The following is a 14,826-nucleotide window of genomic DNA, read 5'->3' on the forward strand; positions in this document are numbered from 1 at the left end:
AACCTCAAGCAGTTCCGTCGCGTCGCAACCCGCTACGACAAGCTCCTCGCCAACTTCCGCGGCTTCGTTCTGCTCGCCTCAATCGCCATCCTACTCCGCTGAAATCGTCACCACCGCCTGGCCGATTATTTTGACGAGCATCTTCACCCGTCCCGATGATGCCATCGGAACGGGATCTGCTCTAGGAAGCCTGCCGCCGCGAGGCGGCGACGGCGCGGTCCACCATCCGCGGCGCCATGCCGAGATAGTTGGCGGGGTCGGTCAGGCGGTCGATGGCGGCGCGATCCAGGTGGCGGGTGACCTCGGGATGGCGCGCCAGCGCCTCGGCCAGGGTGCCGCCCTGCTCGTTCACCGCGCGGCAGACGTCATAGACGATGTCATGCGCCGCATCGCGGCCGGTATGGGGCGCGAGCCCCATCATCACGGCCTCGGCGACGATCAGGCCTTTGCTGGCGGCAAGGTTCTGCCGCATCCGCGCCTCGTCCACGATCAGGCCGCCCAGCGCAAACTTCGCCTGGTGCAGCGCGCTGGCTGTGAGAAGGAAGCTCTCGGGAATGGCCATCCACTCGGCGTGCCAGGGTCCGGTGGCGCGCTCGAAGTCCTGGATCATCGCGTCCATCATCAGCCCCGCATGCTGGCGGACGCCCTTGGCGGCGGCGAGCATCAGCTCGGAGGAGATGGGGTTGCGCTTCTGCGGCATGGTCGAGGAGGCGCCGCGGCCCTTGACGAAGGGCTCATAGACCTCGGCGAACTCGGTGGAGGCCATCAGCATGATGTCGTAGGCGATCTTGCCGAGCGAGCCGGTGATCAGGCCCAGCAGGTTCACCGCCTCGGCGAAGCCGTCGCGGGCGACATGCCAGGTGGTGACCGGCACGCCAAGGCCCAGCTCCTCGCAGAGCGCCTGCTGCACCTCCAGCCCCTTGTCGCCGAGCGAGGCCAGCGTGCCCGCCGCGCCGGCGAACTCGCCCACCAGCACGCGGGGCTTGAGCTGCTGCAGGCGCTCGGCATGGCGGTCGAACATCGCCAGCCAGATTGCCGCCTTGTAGCCGAAGGTGACCGGCAGGGCCTGCTGCAGATGGGTGCGCCCGGCCATCGGCGTGTCGCGGTGCCGGGTCGCCAGCTCCGCCAGGATGCGCCGGAGGGCGGCGATGTCCTCCTCGACGATCTCCAGTCCGGCGCGGACCCGCAGCACGTCGGCCGTGTCCATGATGTCCTGGGTGGTGGCGCCCCAGTGGACGTAGCGGCCAGCCTCCCCGCACTGCTTCACCAGCTGGTGCACCAGGGGCAGGATGGGATAGCCGACATTGTCGGTCTCCTGGCGCAGCAGCTCGAAATCCAGCGCCGCGATGTCGCAACGCGCGGCGATCTGCTCGGCCGCTTCGGCCGGGATGACGCCGCAACGCGCCTCCGCCTGTGCCAGGGCGATCTCGACCTCGATGTAACGGGCGATCAGGGCATGGTCCGAGAAGACCTCCCGCATGCGCGGGGTGCCGAAGGCGTCGCGGAACAGGGCAGAGTCGAATACGGTGGTGGCGGAGGCTGGGCTTGCCGGGGGCACGGAGCGTCTCCTTGAGAGTTGCCGGCTGAGGGCTTGGATCTTGTATATGTTCGAACAAAACGGCAGCTAAATATGTCCGAACAAACCGTCAAGGAGAAATCCGCCACCGGCACTCAGCACGCTGCGCTCACGCGCGAGTTGATGGAGGGGATCTCGTCGGGCCGGTTCCCGATCGGCTCCCTTCTGCCGACCGAGTTCGAACTCTGCGACCTCTACGGCGCCAGCCGCTATGCAGTCCGCGTTGCCATCAACGAGCTTGTCGAGCTTGGCCTCGTCTCGCGGCGCAAGCGGGCAGGCACGCGGGTCGAAGCCCGCACGGCGCCGCGGAACTACCGGCAGTCGCTGGCCTCGCTGGACGATCTGGTACAGTTCGGCACCTCCCATGTCCGCGCGGTGCAGGAAACTGGCGAGGCGGTGCTGGACCGCGCCCTGGCGGAGACGTTCGGGGCCACAGAGGGGACGCGCTGGCTGCGCATCTCCAGCCTCCGGCTCGACGGCGGCCCGAAGGCCGTCCCGCTCGGCTGGACGGACGTCTACCTCGACCCGGCTTACCCCGACATCATCGACCTGGTGCGCGCCTCCCCTGACACCCTGGTCGTCTCCCTCGTCGAGGCGCGGCATGGGCGGCATGTCGCCGAGATCCGCCAGGACATCACCGCAGCGACCGTGCCGGAGCGGATCGCGGCGCCCCTTCAGGTCGACCCGGGCTCACCCGCCCTGCGCATCATCCGGCGCTATCTCGACCACGCCGGCGTCGCCTTCGAGATCTCCGACACCATCCATCCGGCCGGGCGCTTCACGGCGTCGAGCCGTCTGCTGCGCAGCCGGGAATAGGCGGTCGGGGCTATTGGTTCTGGGGTTGGTCAGGGTGGAAGCCCCATCAGGAATCGCCTTGGGTGGGGGGGCCTGGGAGGAGCCAGCCTCTGGAGTGCCAAGACATCGGACCGAGCGGAGGGCGCCATGCGGGCCCATCCGTGTTCCGGCCTTGGCCTTGCACTTTCACCGGCGCTCCGCTGCTGGTCGGCCTCGATGCCGGTCGGGTCACGATCATCCTGCCCGACACCGGACGGCGCTTCATGTCGATGCAGGTCGTGTCGGAAGATCACCACATGCCCGATGTCGTCTATGCGCCGGGCCGCTTCACGATCACCAGGAACGAGATCGGAACGCGCGAGGTCCAAGGCCTTGACGCCTACTCGGTCAACAGCGTGACCACGATGCCGGGCGTGGACAAATCTTTCGCCGCCCAATTCTCTGATTGGGACCCCACCGGATTGAGGGGCTTGTGTTGCCTGATCCGGCAACGCCAAACTACGGTGCAAAGGATCGGGACGGGCGCGATGGATGAGCTTCGTTTCCTGACAGCCTTGCACCGGCCCGGCAGCCTGGTGGATGTCGGCGCGCATGACGGCCTGATCGCCTTGCCGCTGAGCCGCCTTCCCGGAGCGCATGTCCTGGCCTTCGAGCCGCTCCCCGCCGCCTTCGTCCGGCTCTCCGCCGCTTGTGCAGGCGTCACGTCGATCAGGCCGATCCCGCTGGCACTGGGTGATGCACCCGGCCGGCTGACGCTCTCCGTGCCGGTGGTGGAGGGTGTCCGGCAGGAGCAATGGGCTTCCCTGCTCAAGACCTTCGAGGGCTATGGCCCGCATGTCGGTGCCGAGCAGGTCCAGGTGCCGGTTGCCACGCTGGACAGCTTCGGCCTGCGTGACCTGACTGCGATGAAAATCGACGCGGAAGGTGCGGAGTACGAGGTCCTGCGGGGCGCACGCGACACCCTGCTGCGCTGTCGTCCGGTCCTGACGCTGGAACTGGAAGAACGACACAGGGAAGGCTCCACCTGGGCGGTGCCCGCCTTCCTGGATGCGCTGGACTACACCACCCGCTTTGCCCTGGAGGGGCGATGGTGGCCAGCCTCCGTTCTGAACCGCGCGACCATGCAGCGGGCCAGCCCGGATCCCTCCGACTATGCGGCGTCCGACCCTTACGTCTTCAATTTCTTCGCCTGGCCGCGGGAGCGGGAAGCCGAGGTCCGGCAGTGCCTGCCGGAGATCCAGGCTGCGGTTTGAGAGCCTTCACGCTCCTTTGGCCAATGCACCGCGCTGTCTGGCCGCTCCCCTTGCCCGGACGAGACCGGATGCGCTCCGCTTCCTCATCCCACCAGGGCCCCGCGAGCCCCGCTCTCCACCAGATCACGGGCGGCTGCATTCGCCTCCTCCGGGGGCGCAGTTGTGCGTCGGAGGCATCCCTGTGAGAGGCAGCCACGAAGCGCATCGTCGTCGGACTCCTCGACAAAGATCCACCTCCGCACCAACGCCCATGGGTTGCCGATCGGCCTGACGCTGGCGCCGCGTCGCCACCCGCTACGACCACACCGCCAGCAGCTTTCTCGGCCTCGTCCAACTGGCCGCCATCCGCCTATGGATCAGCTTTGTCCACGCCGCCCAGGGCTTTCGGCAGCGTCAGGCTCGTGGCGGGTATAGCGCGCGCGCTTGACGCGGCCGCCGCTCGCTTCCAGCCCGGCGATCCGCCCGCCCTCGCGCAGCACGCGCACGTCCAGCCAGCCGCGGAACAGCGTGCCCGGCACATGCACGCGGAAGAGATCACCCTGGACCGGCTCGAGCTCCCAGAGCGGCCCCGTCACCACCGGACCGGCGGCGCGGATGCAGGTCTTGCCCTCGGCCTCCGTCACGGTCCAGGTCGTCGCCATCTCTGGGCTGTGATAGATGCCGGGCAGCCCTTCCGGCAGGCTGCTTCCGGGCGTGACGCGGCGCCAGATGCCGACCACCCCGGCATCCTGCTCGACCTCGAGGGCATCCGGCCCCGCCGCCCGCAGCGCGAAGACGCTGCTGCCGCGCGGCGAGGCGAAGCGGCCATCCTCCGTGGCCTCGGCGGTCACGGTCAGGCCGTTGGTCGTCATCGTCAGCTTGCTGCGGTCCGAGACCGCCAATTCCAGAGTCGCGCCGGTCTCCGGGTCCAGGTAGCGGCCGGCCAGCTTCTCCAGTGCCTCCCGTCCGGGCAGGGCGGGCACGGGGTGCACGCCCGGGCGCCCCTCCAGCACCGCGTCCAGCGCCTGGTGCGCCAGCAGGTTGGGGTCGGAGGCGCCGGAATTGGAGATGGCGATCACCGTCACCTCCTGCGCCGGCACGCGCAGGAATTCGGTGCGGTAGCCCGGCCACAACCCGCCATGGCTGATGGTCTCCAGCCAGCGATAGGGCCGCACCACCAGGCCGCGCGCATAGCGGTTGACGGTGCCGTTGTTGAAGGGCGTCTGCCGCGCCAGCTCGTCCAGCCAGCCAGCGCCGATGCGCCGGGTGGTGAAGTTGCGCGCCCAGAGCGCAAGGTCCTGGACCGAGGAGGCCAGCCCACCTTCCCCATGCAGCGGGAAGGCGTGCGGGGCGCGCACCCAGCCGCACTCGTCGTCCGGGAAGTAGCCGGTCGCGAGGTTCGGGATCGCCGCCTGGACGTTCTGCGTCACCCGGGTGTCGCGCATGCCCAGCGGGGCGAAGATGCGCGCCTCCAGGAAATCGTCCAGCGTCTGGCCGGAGAGGCGCTCGACGATCAGCCCCAGCAGCAGGAAGTTGGAATTGCTGTAGAGGAAGCGGCTGCCGGGGGTGAAGTTCAGGGTGCGCTGGCGGCAGATGCCGTCCACCAGGTCCTGCAGCCGGATCGGCGTGCCGAGGTCGGCGCCGCCGTGCCGCATGATCTCCAGCATGTCGCGGATGCCGGAGCTGTTGTGCATGAGGTGCGCGACCGTCACGCGCTGCGGGTATTCCGGCAACTCGGGCAGGTAGCGGCGCGCCTCCTCCTCCAGCGACAGCTTGCCCTCGGCCGCCAGCATCAGGATGGCGGCGCAGGTGAACTGCTTGGAGACGGAGGCGATGCGGAAGCGCGTGGCCGGGCCGATCGGCACGCCGTGCTCGACGCTGGCCAGGCCGGCATGGCGGTGCACGGCGAGCCGGCCCTCCAGCACCACGCCGATGGTGACGCCGGGGCCGCGCCCGCCGGCCCAGGGGGCCAGCAGCGCGTCCACGCGGCGTTCGATCAAGCTCAGATCCAGATCAGTCACGGCGCCATGCGTCCTTTGTCCTGGCGGGGTCCCGGCAATCTCTCAGGCCCCGCGCGCGGCCCAGCAGGCGGCGCGGTGGCCCTGGCCGAGGTCGAGCAGCGGCGGCTCCTCCGCCGCGCAGCGCGGCATGGCCAGCGGGCAGCGCGAGCGGAAGCGGCAGCCGCTGGGCAGGCGCGCCGGGTCCGGCGGCTCGCCGGCCGGCGCCGCCACGCCACCGCGCTGCGCCGGGTCGGGCGAGGGCACGGCGGCCAGCAGGGCGCGGGTATAGGGGTGCTGCGGATCGGCGTAGAGCATCTCACGCGACGCCAGCTCGACGATGCGGCCGTAGTACATCACGGCCACGCGGTCGGCCATGTGCTCGACCACCGCGAGGTTGTGCGAGATGAACACCATGCCGAGGCCGCGCTCCGCCTGCACGTCCTTCAGCAGGTTCAGGATCTGCGCCTGCACGGAGACGTCGAGCGCCGAGACCGGCTCGTCGCAGACCAGCAGGCGGGGTTCCAGCACCAGGGCGCGGGCGATGCCGACGCGCTGCCGCTGGCCGCCGGAGAATTCGTGCGGGAAGCGTTCCGCGTGCTCCGGCCGCAGCCCGACGCGGCGCAGCACCTGCGCCACCGCCGCCTCCCGCTCCGCCCGCGTGCCGATGCCGTGCAGGTCCAGCCCCATGCGCACGGAGCTGCCGACGGTGCGGCGCGGGTCCAGCGAGGCGACGGGGTCCTGGAACACCATCTGGGCGTGGCGGCGCAGCGCCTTCAGCTTCGCGGGCGGCAGCTCGAAGACGCGCTGGCCCTCGATCTCGACCGAGCCTTCATCGGCCCGGCGCAGCGCCAGCAGGGTGCGGCCGAGGGTGGACTTGCCGCAGCCGGATTCGCCCACCAGCCCCAGCGTCTCCCCGGCCTGCACGGTGAGATCGACGCCGTCCACCGCATGCACCCAGGCCTTCGGCCGGCCCATGACGCCGGCGCGGACGGGAAAGCGCACCACCAGCCCGGCGGCGCGCAGCAGCGGCACGCGGCTGGCGGCGCCGCCCGGGCGCGCGGGGGAGAGGGCCGCGCTCATCACGACCACCCCGCCGGCGCCGGCTGCGCGGCCGGCGCGCCATCCTGCAGCCAGCAGCGCGCCTCCCGCCCAGGGGCGGGGATGAAGGGGGGCGGGGTCTGCCCGTCGCAGCGGGCGGGGCCGGCCTGGCGCCGGCCGTCGCAGCGCGGCGCGAAGGCGCAGCCGCGCAGCGGGCGCGTCAGGTCGGGAATGCCGCCGGGGATCTCCTGCAGCCGCGCCTGCACCGCGCCCATCACCGGGGCGGAGCGCATCAGGCCGCGGGTATAGGGGTGCGCCGGGTCGCCCAGGATGCGCGCGACCGGCGCGTTCTCCACCACCCGCCCGGCGTACATCACCGCCACCCGGTCGGCCATCTGGGCGATCACGCCGATATCGTGCGTGACCAGGATCAGCGCGGTGCCGAGCGCGCGGCAGCGCTCCCGCAGCAGCTCCAGGATCTGCGCCTGCACCGTCACGTCGAGCGCCGTGGTCGGCTCGTCGGCGATCAGCAGGCGCGGCTTCAGCGCCAGCGCCGTCGCGATCATCACGCGCTGCGCCTGGCCGCCGGAGATCTCGTGCGGATAGGCGCGCGCCTTCTCCTCGGGGTTGGGGATGCCGACGGCGCCCAGCAGCTCCACCGCCTCCCGCCAGGCCTCGGCGCGGGTGCGGCCGCCGCGCAGCCGCAGCGGCTCGGCGATCTGCTGGCCGATGCGCATCACCGGGTCGAGGCTCGCCTTGGGCTGCTGGAAGATCATGGCGATGTCGCGTCCGCGCAGCGCCGTCAGCGCGCGCGGGCGCATGGCCAGCACGTCCTGCCCCTCGAACAGCACCTGGCCGGAGACGATGCGCCCGGGCGCGTCCACCAGCCGCAGGATGGACAGCGCCAGCACCGTCTTGCCGCAGCCGGATTCGCCGACGATGCCCAGCACCTCGCCGCGATCGACGGAGAGGTCGACGCCGTTCACCGCCCGCACGGCGTCCGGGCCGGTGCCGAAATGCGTGCGCAGATCGCGCACCTGCAGCAGGGGGGCGTTCTCAGACATCGCGCGGGTCCAGCACATCGCGCAGGCCATTGCCCAGCAGGTTCATGGCGAAAATGGCCACGAAGATCGCCAGGCCCGGCGCCGCGACCGCCCACCAGGCGGTGAACAGGAAGGAGCGGGAATTGACCAGCATGGCGCCCCATTCCGGCGTCGGCGGCTGCGCGCCGAGGCCCAGGAAGGACAGCGCCGCCGCCGAAAGCGCCGCGATCGGCGTGGCATAGGAGAGATAGACGATCAGCGGCGAGATGGTGTTGGGCAGCACCGTGCCGAGGATGATCTGCGCCTCGGAGGCGCCGAGCGCACGGGCGGCCTCGACATATTCCTCGCGCTTCACGGTGAGCGCCACGGAGCGGATCAGCCGCGCATAGCCGGGAATTCCGGCCACCCCCACCGCCGCCATGGCGGTCCAGAGGCTGGGGCCGAGGATCGCCACGATGGCCAGCACCAGCAGGATGTAGGGGAAGGCCAACAGCATGTCGGTGAAGCGCATGATGACCGTATCGGCCAGCGCCGAGCCGGCGCCGGCCACCAGTCCCAGCAGGATGCCGAAGCCCGCCGAGATGGAGGCGGCGATCGCGCAGATCAGCAGGAAGTAGCGCGTGCCGAAGATCAGCCGGCTGGCGAGGTCACGGCCGACCTCGTCGGTGCCGAGCCAGTTGACGGCGCTCGGCGGCTTCAACCGGCCGAGCGTGTTCACTGCCAGCGGGTCGTGCGGCGCGATCCAGGGCGCGAAGGCGGCGCAGAACAGGATCAGCAGCAGCACGCCGCCGCCGATCCGCGCCGAGGGGTTGCGCAGCAGCCGCCCCAGCAGCCAGCGCCAGCCGCCGCGGCGCGGGCGGGGCGCGGCAGCCTCGGCGGCGGGCAGCGCCTCGGCACCCGCCGTCTCGGTTTCCCCATGCAGCAGACTCACGTGTCGTAATCCACTCTGGGGTCGATCCAGGCATAGAGCACGTCGACCACGAGGTTGGCGCCGATATGCGCGCCGGCGCTGATCAGGATGATGGCCTGCGTCAGCGCGAAGTCGCGCCACTGGATGGCCTTCACGCCCAGCTCGCCGATGCCGCGCCAGCCGAAGATGACCTCGATGATGAAGGCACCGCCGAGCAGGTTGCCGAACTGCAGGCCGATCACCGTCATGACGGCCAGCAGCGTGCCCGGCAGGGCGTGCCGCAGGATGACCGACATCTCCCCCATCCCGCGCGAGCGGGCGGCGCGGATATGGTCGCGCCGGAGGAGCTCGATCATGGCCGAGCGGGCGATGCGCGACAGCGGCGCCGCCTCGATCAGGCCCAGCGTCAGCGCCGGCAGCAGCAGCGCCGCGCCGCCGCGCGGCACCACCGGGATCCATTGCAGCCAGACCGCGAAAACCAGGATCAGCAGCAGGCCGAAGAAGAAGGCGGGCATGGAGATGCCGAGCAGCCCCACCGTCATCGCCCCCAGGTCAAGCCAGGTGTCCTTCTTGGCGGCCGAAAGGATGCCCATGGGCACGCCGACCAGGATGCCGATCAGCAGCGCCGCGCCGGTCAGTTGCAGCGTGTTGATGAAGCGGTAGCCGATCTCTTCCGAGACCGGCCGGCGCAGGCGGATGGATTCGCCGAAATCGCCATGCAGCACATTCCCGGCGTAGCGGGTGAACTGGATGTACCAGGGCTGGTCCAGGCCATAACGCTCGCGCATCGCGGCGATGGCCTCGGCCGCCTCCTCCTCCGTCGTCTGCCCCTCATACATGGCGGAGACGGCATCGGTCGGGATCACCGCCTGGATCATGAAGGTGACCAGCAGGATGCCGATCACCACAGGCAGCGCCATCAGGAGGCGGCGCAGGACGTAGCGGCTCACCAGTCGCTCATGCGGACATCGCCGTGCAGCACCTGGTTCAGGTAGTCGAACCGGTAGTTCTGCAGGCCGGCCTGGGTGATGGTGACCTGGTGGTTGGTCAGGATCGGCACCATCAGCCGCCGCTCCAGGATCGCCTTCTGCGCCTCGGAGACCACCTTCTGCCGCTCGGCCGGGTCGAGGGTGGAGTCGACCGCGGTCAGGATGCGGGTCAGCTCCGCATCCTCCGGCAGGGTGCGGCGGTGTCCCGGTGGGCGGAACAGGTTGGTCAGCACCAGCGGGTCGCTATAGGTCCAGCGGTTGAGGTCCATGTCCCAGCCCTCGCGCAGCAGCGAGGGATAGAAGGTGCCCCAGTCGGCGGTGGAGATGCTGATCCCGACGCCGAGATCCGCGAGGTTGCTCTGGATCACCGCCAGCGCGCGGTCGGTGACGGGGTTGGCGTAGGAGCGGACGGCGAACTTCGCCTCCTTGCCGTCCTTGACGCGCAGGCCCTCGGGGCCGGGCTTCCAGCCCGCCTCGTCCAGCAGTGCCTTGGCCTTGGCGGGGTCGTAGGGCGTGCCGTACTGGTCGGCCACCGCCTGGTCGTAGCCAGGGATGCCGCGCGAGAGCGGGCTGAGGTCGATGGCGCCGTAGCCGCTGTAGGAGGCGCGCAGGATCGCCTCGCGGTCGATGGCGTGGCTGATGGCGTCGCGCATCGCCCGCTCGTCGAAGGGCGGGCGGAAGGAGAATTCCAGGAACAGGATGTTCTTCGCCTTCTCGTCGATGACGACGGCGAAGCGCTTGTCCTGCCGCAGCCGCTCCACCGTGTCGGTCTGGAGCTCCGCCGCGCTCAGCTCGCCGGTCTGCAGGGCGGAGAAGGCGACGCCCTCCTCCGGCAGCACGCTCAGCGTGATCTGGTCGGCATAGGGGGCGCCCTTGTTCACCGCGTCCGGCCGTAGCTGGCGGTAGTGCGGATTGCGCACCAGCACCAGCTCGGTGCCGGCCGACCAGGACTTGAACATGTAGGGCCCGGTGCCGACGGGGCGGCGGCCGTATTGCCGCCCCGCCTTCTGCACCGCGGTGGGCGAGTTGACGCCATAGGTGGCGCTGGAGAGCAGGATCATCGCCGCGGCGAAGGGGCGACTGAAGGTGAGGCGGAAGCGCAGCGGGTCCAGCACCTCGCAGCTTTCCAGCGCCGAAATCTGGCCGCGCACCGGCGAGGCCATCTTCGGGTCGAGGATGCTGTCGAAGTGGAACTTCACCGCGGCGGCGTCGAGCTCGGTACCGTCGTGGAACTTGGTGCCGGGCCGCAGCGTGAAGGTGATCTGCCTGTTGTCCTCGCTGAAGGACCAGGACTCCGCCAGCCAGGGCTGCGGCTTGCCCTCGTTGTCGATGTAGATCAGGCGGTCGTGCAGGAAGTTGAGGCAGGTGTTGACGGTGAGCGAAACGCTCTGGCCGCTGTGGAGCGACTCCGGGTCCTCGGTCAGGCGGTAGCGCAGCTCCTTCAGCGGCGCGGCGCCGGCGCGCCGCGGCAAGGCAGCCAGACTGGGGGCGGCCAGGGCGGACAAGGCCATGAAAGAGCGGCGAGTCGGCATTGGCAGCAGTTCTCCCGGATTCGGCGCTCGGCTGCGAAGGACAAGGTGCAGCCGGCTGCACAGAGAGAAGCAACATGCGTGCCATTGCGCGCAGTGCCGCCTTCCCTTGGAACGCGACCACTTTGGAAAGCGGGGAGGGGATATGCGTGCTCCGCAAATAGGCGGGGCTGGTGCTCCTGGGCATCCATGCGGCAAGCCGGGCACTGTATTCGCCAGGGTCCAGCCAGGGGGGCGATACAACCCGCTGGATTTCTCTGGATTTTCTTCGCCCGAACGGGCTTGGGGGGCGGGGGGACTGGGACGGTGCGGTTGTTCCTGGCTGTCGGATGAAGTCTGGGCGGCAATCAATCCGCACCTGCCATATTGCCGGGCCGATGATCGCCGCCGGCCCTTCACCTTACGTCCCGCGGCGCCGGTGTCCGGGCCACTTTTCGCCTGAGGTCCGGGACCGGCGGTGCGGATGGTGCCGGAGCCAGACCTCACGGGAGGCGATCGGCTCGATTGCAGTCAAGCTGCCGTTGCCCGGCGGAGGCGCTGCGGCAATGGGCCGGGCAAGCCGAGCGTGACGGTGGCCCGTGCCCTGAGCCAACGGCAGCGGGGCGCGAGCGCGTCAAGGCACTGGAACGCGAGAATCGTGAGCGCACCAGTGAGATTCTGAAGGCGCCCGCCTATTTCGCGATGGCGGAGCTCGACCCCCGCTCGAAGCCATGCTCGCCGTCACTGACCATCAGCATGCGCCCTGGGTGTTGGGCGGCATGGAAAGCCGGACCCCTGACGATGTGGGGAACAGGCCCCTTTCCTGAGCGAGGAGATCCTGATGGACGTGACGATGATGGACCCTGCTGGCGTTGGAGAGGTCAGTCAGGGGGCTGACCGGCTTCACGAGAGAAGGCCGGGGGCATTCAGCGGATGCGCCTGAGCGGCGGCTCACGAATTCAGCGCCTCAGGGCGCTGCCGTCCTGATCCTCTCCAGGTCCAACTCGCCCTTGGCGCCCCAGCCCCGGACATCGGTCGGCACCTCGGGGCGGAAGTGCTCATAGAGCCTGAAGCCGATGCGGTTCAGGTCCTCCGGTCCGTATTGAATGGCCAGCGCCTCCATGGCCGCGCGGACCTCCTCCAGGCGCTTGCCGAACGCCCGGGCGACATAGGCCTGCGCCGGGGCGGCGGGGGCGGGCTTGCCCCCGCCCGCATCGGCCAGCACCACGCCATCCGCGTCGTGGGTCAGCACCACCTCCTTGCCGAGAAGCCTGGTTGTCTCGCTCGGCTTCACCGGTGCCGCCTCCTTCTGGTGCTCGCCCTCATCGGCGATGCCGAGGCGTCGTGCCTTGGCCCGGGCGGCAGTGCCCGCCACATGGCTGGCGAGGCTGAAAGCGGTGTCTGGCGGGTGGCCCAGGCGCTCTGCCACCACCGCGGCCCACAGGGTCAGGACGGGCGCCCGGTTGACGCGGATGAGTGTTCCGGAAGGGCTCATGAAGGCGGGCACCGTAAAATGTCATTCTGGAGGGAACGGCATAGGTCGGCCCAGGTTGTTCGGCGCGCCATCCGGCGCTCAGTCCGGGCCTCTCAGGAATTCCTTCTCCGTCCTGCCGGCAGAGGGGGCGCCTCCATGGCGATTCCGACGGCACATGCTACGGGGCTCCACCCCGGAGGCGTCATTCGGTGGCGGCTTCACCTTCCCGTGTGCTAAATGCCTTCGGCTCCACGGCCCTGAGGCGGAGCTGACCCAAGTATGCGGGGTAGACCTGTGAGCAGGCTGTGGAAGCTCGTAACGGCACCGGAAATCAAGGATCGCCGGGACCTGGTCCGGTATGTCTTCCTGGCAACAGCGCTCTCGGTGGCCATGGCGCTGGCGCTGGACGTGGCCAATCAGCTCACCTTCTTCTTGGGCTGGCCCGCCGCGTTCAGGTCGTGGATCGTCACGATCGGCGTTGCGCTGGTGATCGCCGTTCCGATCCTGTCTTGGATCGGGAGAGCGCATCTGGCCCTTTACCACGCCAAGCAGCAGGTTGAGACCCTCAGCCGCACGGATCCGCTTACGAGCCTGCCGAACCGGCGGGCGCTGCTGGAAAGGGCAGAGCAGTCGGATGTGACCTTGATGGTGCTGGTCATCCTCGATATCGACCACTTCAAGAAGGTGAATGACATCTACGGCCACCGGGTCGGCGACGCGGTCTTGCGCGAAGTGAGCCGGATCATGGCGGCGTCCCTGAAGGGCCTCGGCATGCTCGCCCGCATTGGCGGAGAGGAGTTCGCGCTGGTTTCCAGCGGCGTCTCTCCCGAGGATGTCATAGAGCGCCTGAAAGCGCTGCGCCGCCAGGTCGCGGCTCACCCGCTTTTGGCAGCAGGGCAGGCGGTCGCGGTGACCATTTCGGCAGGAGTGGCGGTGCGGAACAGCAAGACGCTGGACGAGTTGTACACGGAGGCTGACCGCGCCCTTTATGTCGCAAAGCATGGCGGCCGGAATCAGATCCGGTTGTCGGACGAGTTGCGGGCGATGCTCGGCATTGAGGCACCGCGCTCTGTAGCCTGAACCGGCGGCCGACGGAGGGAGTGTATCCGGGCAAGGAGGGCATTCTCCAGGCGGCTGCGCAGGCCTGCGCGACCCGGACAATCCCGGTTCCGTCAAATTGTGCCTGCAAGGCATCCGAGAGCCTCGTCTGCGTCAGCCTCTGCCGCGAGCGGTTTTTTCGCGGGCATTTCCTCCGGCACCCCTGCAGAGTCCCAGCCCTCATCCGCGCTTCAGCCGGCAGGCAGGCGGCACCACCGCGGCTGCCAGCCAGCTGTGTCATCCCAGCACGAGCAGGAGCGCCCCATAGGCCACGACGCCGAGCAGGAAGGCATTGAAGCGGCTCTTCCGTTCCTCCGGCAGTTCTTCCTTCATGACGTTCAGGACCACGCCGCCCGCCAAAAAGGCGAAGAGCCCATCCACGATCGGGCGCGGCACCTCGATCAGCCGTCCCGCCAGCCAGCCCAGGAGAATGGCCGCAGCCAGGATCCAGCGTGCAGTGCGGTTGTAGGCCTGCGGATGATCAAGCTGCATGCCGTAATCATTGGACAGGAAATGCAGGCCCATGGCGCTGCCATACAGCAGGAGGGAGGCGAGGCCGGCTTCCTCGCGGTGCAGCAGCAGATAGCCGATGATGAGGTTGTAGAGGGTCAGGCTTCCTGCATGCAGCCAGAATACCCCCGCGGCACTGTCATCGGCTCCCGCATGCCCGGCGGGCGCCCTGGCGAGGCGCACCCGGCGCTCCACGCCGTAGAAGGCGACCAGTCCGACCAGGGCAATGACGAAGTAGACGGTTTCCGACTCAACCCCGGCGCGCCGGTGGGCCGCTGCCAGGTCCGGCAGCAGGTGCAGGAAGATATAGGCCACCGCCGCACCGCCCGCGGCGGAGAGCCAGCGGCTGCGCGGGACGCCCCGCAGGATTCGCATGCGGCTGACGAAAAGGTGGATCGCCGCGAGGCAGGCGGCGATCAGCAGGGCGGTGAAGGAAAGGGTCATCGGGCTCTCTCCGCCAGGGGAGGAGAAGCCAACCCTGGCGGAAGCCGGCGGTTGCGGCACGGCGCCCGAAGGGCCAGCGTCCGGCTCAGGACAGAGTGCGGCGAAACCCTGGCAGGCCGCTGCGGTTAGCCCGGCATGCAGCGTCGGGGGCTGCACGGCACCGGCTAGGGCAGGTGGCACGACCGCGCACCGGCACGGCAGGATCCGGG

General features: G+C 69.5%; 12 protein-coding genes and 1 pseudogene. 4 read left to right on the top strand and 9 right to left on the bottom strand.

Features of this window, described 5'->3' with window-relative positions:
- Positions 1-102: pseudogene (locus tag QMO56_RS02445) on the top strand (IS5/IS1182 family transposase); the annotation flags it as partial.
- A 79-nt stretch (positions 103-181) separates the two neighbouring features.
- Here QMO56_RS02445 and pcaB read toward each other — a convergent pair.
- Positions 182-1,558: a 3-carboxy-cis,cis-muconate cycloisomerase gene (gene pcaB, locus QMO56_RS02450; protein ID WP_283523448.1), complete on the bottom strand. Its 1,377-nt coding sequence runs from the start codon at positions 1,556-1,558 to the stop codon at positions 182-184.
- 72 nt (positions 1,559-1,630) lie between these two features.
- Between pcaB and QMO56_RS02455 the strand changes: the two genes are divergently transcribed.
- On the top strand, positions 1,631-2,392 hold the full coding sequence (locus QMO56_RS02455) for a GntR family transcriptional regulator (RefSeq protein WP_283523449.1): 762 nt from the start codon (positions 1,631-1,633) through the stop codon (positions 2,390-2,392).
- Positions 2,393-2,532: 140 nt separating this feature from the next.
- Positions 2,533-3,624: an FkbM family methyltransferase gene (locus QMO56_RS02460; protein ID WP_283523450.1), complete on the top strand. Its 1,092-nt coding sequence runs from the start codon at positions 2,533-2,535 to the stop codon at positions 3,622-3,624.
- Positions 3,625-3,980: 356 nt separating this feature from the next.
- On the opposite strand, the gene QMO56_RS02465 is transcribed toward QMO56_RS02460, so the two are convergent.
- From QMO56_RS02465 to QMO56_RS02500, 7 genes are all read right to left on the bottom strand, one after another.
- Complete coding sequence (locus QMO56_RS02465) at positions 3,981-5,603, bottom strand: serine hydrolase (RefSeq protein WP_283523451.1); 1,623 nt, start codon at positions 5,601-5,603, stop codon at positions 3,981-3,983.
- A gap of 63 nt (positions 5,604-5,666) precedes the next feature.
- On the bottom strand, positions 5,667-6,683 hold the full coding sequence (locus QMO56_RS02470; protein WP_283523452.1) for an ABC transporter ATP-binding protein: 1,017 nt from the start codon (positions 6,681-6,683) through the stop codon (positions 5,667-5,669).
- Positions 6,683-7,705, bottom strand: a complete 1,023-nt coding sequence (locus QMO56_RS02475; protein ID WP_283523453.1) for an ABC transporter ATP-binding protein — start codon at positions 7,703-7,705, stop codon at positions 6,683-6,685. Before QMO56_RS02475 ends, QMO56_RS02470 begins: the two co-directional genes overlap by 1 nt.
- Entirely contained in the window at positions 7,698-8,615 is a 918-nt protein-coding gene (locus QMO56_RS02480) for an ABC transporter permease (RefSeq protein WP_283523454.1), read from the bottom strand. The genes QMO56_RS02475 and QMO56_RS02480 overlap by 8 nt, the downstream gene beginning before the upstream one ends.
- The gene (locus tag QMO56_RS02485) at positions 8,612-9,544 is read right to left on the bottom strand and encodes an ABC transporter permease (protein WP_283523455.1); all 933 of its coding nucleotides are present in this window, start codon (positions 9,542-9,544) and stop codon (positions 8,612-8,614) included. Before QMO56_RS02485 ends, QMO56_RS02480 begins: the two co-directional genes overlap by 4 nt.
- Entirely contained in the window at positions 9,541-11,115 is a 1,575-nt protein-coding gene (locus QMO56_RS02490; protein ID WP_283523456.1) for an ABC transporter substrate-binding protein, read from the bottom strand. Before QMO56_RS02490 ends, QMO56_RS02485 begins: the two co-directional genes overlap by 4 nt.
- A gap of 943 nt (positions 11,116-12,058) precedes the next feature.
- Positions 12,059-12,586, bottom strand: coding sequence for a hypothetical protein (locus QMO56_RS02500; protein ID WP_283523457.1), 528 nt, complete (start codon positions 12,584-12,586; stop codon positions 12,059-12,061).
- A 273-nt stretch (positions 12,587-12,859) separates the two neighbouring features.
- Between QMO56_RS02500 and QMO56_RS02505 the strand changes: the two genes are divergently transcribed.
- Positions 12,860-13,645, top strand: a complete 786-nt coding sequence (locus QMO56_RS02505; protein ID WP_283523458.1) for a GGDEF domain-containing protein — start codon at positions 12,860-12,862, stop codon at positions 13,643-13,645.
- Positions 13,646-13,900: 255 nt separating this feature from the next.
- Here the strand turns inward: QMO56_RS02505 and QMO56_RS02510 are convergent, their stop codons facing one another.
- Positions 13,901-14,617 carry a hypothetical protein gene (locus QMO56_RS02510; protein ID WP_283523459.1) on the bottom strand — a complete coding sequence of 239 codons (717 nt, stop codon included), beginning with the start codon at positions 14,615-14,617 and terminating at the stop codon, positions 13,901-13,903.
- Between the last annotated feature and the right edge of the window lie 209 nt (positions 14,618-14,826).

Source organism: Roseomonas sp. E05, from assembly GCF_030063475.1.
GTDB lineage: Bacteria > Pseudomonadota > Alphaproteobacteria > Acetobacterales > Acetobacteraceae > Pseudoroseomonas.

Excerpts from the sequence above, each read along its gene's own strand:
- QMO56_RS02455 (WP_283523449.1), top strand. The coding sequence starts at position 1,631 with ATGTCCGAACAAACCGTCAAGGAGAAATCCGCCACCGGCACTCAGCAC.
- QMO56_RS02470 (WP_283523452.1), bottom strand. The coding sequence starts at position 6,683 with ATGAGCGCGGCCCTCTCCCCCGCGCGCCCGGGCGGCGCCGCCAGCCGC.
- QMO56_RS02475 (WP_283523453.1), bottom strand. The coding sequence starts at position 7,705 with ATGTCTGAGAACGCCCCCCTGCTGCAGGTGCGCGATCTGCGCACGCAT.
- QMO56_RS02490 (WP_283523456.1), bottom strand. The coding sequence starts at position 11,115 with ATGCCGACTCGCCGCTCTTTCATGGCCTTGTCCGCCCTGGCCGCCCCC.
- QMO56_RS02500 (WP_283523457.1), bottom strand. The coding sequence starts at position 12,586 with ATGAGCCCTTCCGGAACACTCATCCGCGTCAACCGGGCGCCCGTCCTG.
- QMO56_RS02510 (WP_283523459.1), bottom strand. The coding sequence starts at position 14,617 with ATGACCCTTTCCTTCACCGCCCTGCTGATCGCCGCCTGCCTCGCGGCG.